General features: G+C 45.2%; 4 protein-coding genes and 1 pseudogene. 3 read left to right on the top strand and 2 right to left on the bottom strand.

The features are described 5' to 3' along the window. Nucleotides 1–28 precede the first annotated feature (28 nt). Both ACM64D_RS07190 and trxA read right to left on the bottom strand, forming a co-directional pair. A complete protein-coding gene (locus ACM64D_RS07190; protein ID WP_415062520.1) occupies nt 29–1555 on the bottom strand; it encodes an AarF/UbiB family protein in 1527 nt (508 codons plus the stop codon). Between the two features lie 57 nt (nt 1556–1612). Beyond that, on the bottom strand, nt 1613–1963 hold the full coding sequence (trxA, locus tag ACM64D_RS07185; protein WP_415062519.1) for a thioredoxin: 351 nt from the start codon (nt 1961–1963) through the stop codon (nt 1613–1615). 108 nt (nt 1964–2071) lie between these two features. Between trxA and ACM64D_RS07180 the strand changes: the two genes are divergently transcribed. From ACM64D_RS07180 to ACM64D_RS07170, 3 genes and pseudogenes are all read left to right on the top strand, one after another. Then, nucleotides 2072–2548 (top strand): DUF3015 family protein, encoded by a 477-nt coding sequence (locus ACM64D_RS07180; protein ID WP_415062518.1) that lies wholly within the window; start codon nt 2072–2074, stop codon nt 2546–2548. Nucleotides 2549–2570: 22 nt separating this feature from the next. Continuing rightward, nucleotides 2571–4343: a DUF4105 domain-containing protein gene (locus ACM64D_RS07175; RefSeq protein WP_415062517.1), complete on the top strand. Its 1773-nt coding sequence runs from the start codon at nt 2571–2573 to the stop codon at nt 4341–4343. A 126-nt stretch (nt 4344–4469) separates the two neighbouring features. After that, nucleotides 4470–5641: pseudogene (locus ACM64D_RS07170) on the top strand (hypothetical protein); the annotation flags it as partial.

The raw sequence follows: 5641 nt of genomic DNA, 5'->3' as shown, positions 1-5641 counted from the left end.
TCCTCAGGACTCCCTTCTTTTTCAGACACTATTGTACCGTGTCCTGACCCTCTAACATAGCCAAAGCCTGCTTGCGCCAAGGAGCTTCAGCTTCCAAATCCGCCAAGAGGCTCCAGAGGCTGGCGTTGACCAAAAAGGAGCGCAGTAAAGACTTATCAAAGCGTAATTTCTTGCGATCTTTGAAGTTGCGATTTTCCATATTCATAGAGCGCAAAAAAGATCGTGTGATCCTAAATGGCGTCTCCACAAGATGATGTTCTTGTTGCTTCTGCAGCAAACGCCAAAACTCCTCAAAGTTAAAGGACTCAGGATCCTGAATAAGACTTCTTTTTTTGAATTCAGAAAAAACCTGCGCCTTTCTTTTATTGAGAATGGCCAAATACAAGAATCTTTCTTTTTCAAGCTCGTCACTTTCGTACTCGATGATGCGGCCAAAATCCAAGAAAACCACCTGGTTCTCTCTAAAAAGAAAGTTTCCAGGATGAGCATCCCCGTGCAGAAGACCCCGTCGGAAGATGGCATAACTATGAAAATAGGCGATCAAAAGTCCGGCTTGAGATTTTTCTTGAGCCGTGGCTCTTGCACAGAATGTGGCAAAAGGAAGTCCCGACTCAAATTGACTGACAATAACATTTTTATTGCACAGCTCGCGATATGTTTTGGGAATCACAATGCGAGGTTCGTGCTCAAAAATATTGCGAAAGCGCTCTTGATTGTACACCTCTCGCTCATAATCGACTTCCAACAATACCTGATTTTGAATTTCCTGAAGAATGTCTTCGGACTGCTTCCCCAAGAGACCACCCAAAAAGGAAATGATAGACAATTTTTTAAACTGACCGTCCAAGATTTGTGAGATTCCAGGATGTTTCACCTTGATCACAACTTCTTCACCACCCAACAATGTCGCTCGATGAACTTGAGCAAGACTTGTCACTACCATGGGCTCTGGATTGATCTTGGCAAAAATTTTCGCTAAGGGGCGTCCGTAGGACTCTTTTAAGATCTCTTGAATCTGCGGGAATGAGAGTGGCTTTCCTTTGGACTGAATATCCCCAAGAAGGGTCGGAATCTCGGGCGGCAATCCCATCTCCAAAAAACTCGCCATCTGGGCAACTTTAATTGAAAGTCCGCGAGAACCCTCGAAAGATTTTAAAATCTGCCGGGCCACGGCCAATTTCACCTTGCCACGCACGCGATCTTTGGCGAAAGCATCTCCAAAGAATGACTCGATGAAGCTATTTAGATGTTTTTTTGTGTCCTCTTCAAGGATGAGATGCTCGTCATTAAGGGTCTCTACCAGGCTTCTAAAAAAATCCCGAGATACCTGCAAAGCTTCTTCAGTGATTATGGACTCTGACGCTGCCCGCAGACTCAGTGATTCTTCATAAATATCGATCAAACGAACAACGGGCCCCGGAATAGGTCGAGCCCCCGACTCCCAGTGAGCAATCGCCCCACTCGTTACTTGGAATTCATTGGCAAGATCACGCTGGGAATATCCCAAAAACTCGCGAAGCTTTTTTAGACGGATCGGATTCTCTGACTGAGCCATGGCCCATCTCACCACCTGGGAGGTAGAAATGTCAAAGCTCCTTTTGCTCTTATTTATTTACGGATTCTGTCGACGAACTTCTTCCATGTCGACCTCTTTGGCCTTTTCAACGACCTGCTCGAAAACATTCTCTGACAAAGCTCCCGGCTGCACAAAAATAATATCACCGTCTTTAATCACGGCAATCGTCGGAATCGACATCACTTCAAACTGTGCGGCCAGCTCTTGTTCCGCTTCAGTGTCCACTTTGCCGAAAACAACGCTTGGATGTTTGATTGCCACCGTTTCAAAAATGGGGGCAAAACGACGACATGGACCGCACCACGAAGCCCAAAAATCCAAAATAACAAGTTCGTTATTTTGAATGGTCTCTTTGATATTTTGTTTCGTGATTTCTAGCACAGCCATGCAGATCTCCAATGGGCGTAAGTCTATGAATAGGATTCCTTTTTCAAAATCTTTGATGTTCTTTCTTAAATAAGCAACGATTTAAATTAAATATTTAGGAGGTTCCACATGAAAAGAGTCATTCTTTCTTTAACTTTTCTATTCTGTGTCCCAGCTTTTGCGGGAGATGCCGGTTGCGGACTTGGAAGTGTCATCATCCAAAAGAACTCAAAAGGATTACAGCTTCTTGCGATGACAACCAACTCATTCCTTTTCACTCAACCCCTTGGTATTACTTCGGGAACCTCAGGCTGCTCCTCTAGCGGTCTCGTTATGGCCGACAAAGAAGTTCAATACTTCGTTGAAATAAATCAAGAGGAACTCTCACGTGAAATGGCGCAAGGTCATGGTGAAAAGTTGGCTGCATTGGCTCAGATGAAGGGCTGTCGCAATGATCTTTCTCAAAAAGCCTTCGGTGCATTCACACAGAGCTCTTACTCAAAGATCCTTCCCACAGCTGATACGTCTGCCGTCGACATGGTCCAAAACTTAAATAGAGAACTGTCCGACCAAGGCGAGCTTGCACATATGTGCCATGGTTCTTAAGATCGTCTTAATTTTTTTATTTATGACCCCACTTTCAACGTGGGGTTTTTCATCTGAACGTGTCTCTCACTATCAGAACTATGCCCAAGAAAATGAACTTTGGAATAGTTCTCAATGGCTTCGCCTTGGGCACTATCGAAAAAATCTCTGGGGTGAGTCTCACTCTCCCATTTTAGGCAATTTTTTCGTCTCGCCCGTTGGAGCCAGCGATCCACGTCAGGAATTGTTAGCAACAATTCAACTGCTCTTTGAAAAAAAAGAGACAGCACAAATTTCTCAATGTCGTTATTTGGCTCGGACCGCCTGGCTTAAGAAAGTTCTGCCACTAGAGTCCGAGGATCTCGTGTCTTGCCCGAAGCAAGAACAGTGGAAACGCCAACTCGGCGCCGAGGAACTCTATATTGTTTTTGCCGCCAGCGATCTCAACAGTGCTGGTTCCAGCTTTGGACACACCTTTTTAAGAGTTCACAATCCAAAAAACACGCACGAACTCGAACTGCTCGATTACGGGATTAACTACGCCGCAGTGACGGGGGAGGATAGTGGGGCTCTTTATGCACTCAAAGGACTTTCAGGTTTTTATCCCGGGGCTTACTCTATGCTTCCTTACTATCAAAAGATCCGAGAGTACACCAACCTGGAGGGTCGCGATCTGTGGGAGTACCGCCTTGATTTTTCCAAAGAGGAAGTTCAGTTTCTGATCGATCATTTGTTAGAGCTCGAGGGCAGCTATGCACCCTACTATTTTACAAATGAGAATTGTTCAAAACAGATAATGGAACTTATTGACGTCGTCAGGCCAGATCATGACTTCAGCGGCTCCTTTGAAAACATCTCGATTCCCTTGGACACCGTCAAAGCCCTCTCAGAAAATAATCTTCTAAAAGAAGAAAAGCTCCGAATGTCCTTGCAGGCCGAGTGGCGCAGTCGGTACTCAAATTTGGGATATTCGGAAAAACGATCTTTGCAGAACCTGATCGAATCTAAAGATCAAAAAATTCTTTCAGAGCTTCCCGCTAAAGAACAAGCAAAGACTCTGGAAGCGACCATGAGCTATCTCGCCATCCAAGAGTACCGACAACAAAAAGATCTGAAGCACGAAAAGTATGCCCTGTCCGTGGCTCGCGCCCGCTTGGGAAATCAAACAGATCCTGTTGAAGTTCTTAAACCCAAATCCCCCTTACAAAGTGCTGATTCGGTTGCATATTACTTCGGTTATGGCAAATTTGATTCGCACGATTTTTACCGATTAAAATACCGACGGGCTTTTCACGACCTGCTTTCCGATGACAGCGGTCTTTCCGCTTTTTCTCATCTTGAAGTGATGAGCTTTGAGTTCAGATATTTTCCCGAGCTACAGAATCTTGATCTCTATCGCTGGATCTTTATAAAAATTCTTTCAACAGCTCCAGTCACTGAGCTCGACACGCCACTCAGTTGGCGCTTGGATATTGGAACTGAACCCCGGTTGTCCCCTTTTCTCAATTTTGGCGCAGGCCTCAGTTGGGACTTTTCTCTTTTTTCCCAATCTCGCTTCAGTCTTTTTGCTATTAGCGAAAACTATGACCTCGCAGAAGTTGCCAAACCTCATCTGGGGCTTGAGGGTCTTTTGATGTTCAAGGGTTCTTGGGGACGAAGCTTCCTTTCTGGAAAATATCTGCAGAACTTCTCTAGTGGAGAGGCCTTTCCCGACTGTGGATTTGGCATTTCAAAGAACGTTTTTAAGAGTGAAATTCGCATTGAAACGCGCATGAAAGACCGCACCCCTGAGATCGCACTTTCGGTTGTCTTTTAGACAGCCTGGTGCCCCAATATGTCTTTGTCTCGCTCTGAGACAGTTTCTTACGGCTTTAATTAGATCTGGGAGGCCTAGGGCTTGCTTATAGTCACAGTGAGACAACGTGTCTTAAGGGAGCATGCCATGAAATGGTTCCAAAATATCCTCACTGCAATTGCCCTCATCAATCTGGTGGTAGCACCAGCGATTGCGGCAGCTCCTGAATGGACGGACAAAGACAAGGCACAACTTGCCCAATATCGCGACTATTTAGAGCCTCTTGGGTATCGCCTCACTTTAGACCCACAAGCCAAAAAAGCTCTGGTCTATGATAAAACATCTAATAAACTTGCGATGGAAGTTCCTTTTGCGGAAGAAGCTCAACTGCGCAAGTTCTCTCCGAAATCATTAAATAAAATGATGATGGATGAGATGGTTCGCGTAAAAGCAGCTTCTAAGTCATCCTGGTCTCACTCCGTCAGAAATCTTCCTGCTGAATCGGCGATCTTTTTTGTCGCAATGGGAGCTGTTGTCGCGGGACAACTTATCACCAACTATTCTCAAAATCCTATGGCGATGAAACAACACATTGATCACTCGCTATCACCCATTGGAGTTTTTGGTTTCTTCACCTTCATGTATTCTCAAGGTGTGACGGCCAATGTTCTTTCCATGTACATGAAAAACCCCAAGTTCCACCACATGATTCCTTATTTGGGAATGACGGTCGGAGCTTTCCTACAAACATACCTTTCTCAAGTGGCCTCCGATCCCAACGTGATGTCGTGTGCAAAAGTAATGATGGGAAAGCAAGTCACAGAGAAAGATCTTGCCGCGGGAGTCGATGCTGATCCTTGCGCAAAAGCTTATGAATATTTGGTCATTCAAAAGAAAGTTTGGGAGTTCGCTCCTGGCATCGTTTCTATGCTTATTTCTTCGGGTCTGGCGGGGATCGCCCAATCGACTATTACAAAAGCAGTTCTGCGAGTGACCGGCGTTGACATTGCTTTGTGGCTGATGCCCGGAACCATGCAATTAAAAGGCATCCGACTTCTTTTGGTAAAGGGTCTGCAAATCACCATGTTCGTAGCTATCGACATGTGGATTAATCGCACCGTCACTACGACCTGGAAGAATATGTATGACGGCGCCGAGTTCTATGACATCAACGATCGTTTGAATGAAAAGATGAACTTGATGAAGAAGAGTCAGTGGACGGCTTCTGACAAAGACCTCCAGGCTGAAGTCAAAGACTTCCGCAAGAAGATGTTAGATTGGCGCATGATGAATATGTCTGAGGTGTATGAAGCTCATCA

This window comes from Bdellovibrio sp. (assembly GCF_047637665.1).
Taxonomy (GTDB): Bacteria; Bdellovibrionota; Bdellovibrionia; order Bdellovibrionales; family Bdellovibrionaceae; genus Bdellovibrio.
This window is presented reverse-complemented; position numbering and strand designations above follow the sequence as displayed.

What these genes read in the sequence shown, in the direction of transcription:
- ACM64D_RS07190 (WP_415062520.1), bottom strand. Translation starts at nt 1,555, where the DNA reads ATGGCTCAGTCAGAGAATCCGATCCGTCTAAAAAAGCTTCGCGAGTTT.
- ACM64D_RS07175 (WP_415062517.1), top strand. Translation starts at nt 2,571, where the DNA reads ATGACCCCACTTTCAACGTGGGGTTTTTCATCTGAACGTGTCTCTCAC.
- ACM64D_RS07180 (WP_415062518.1), top strand. Translation starts at nt 2,072, where the DNA reads ATGAAAAGAGTCATTCTTTCTTTAACTTTTCTATTCTGTGTCCCAGCT.
- trxA (WP_415062519.1), bottom strand. Translation starts at nt 1,963, where the DNA reads ATGGCTGTGCTAGAAATCACGAAACAAAATATCAAAGAGACCATTCAA.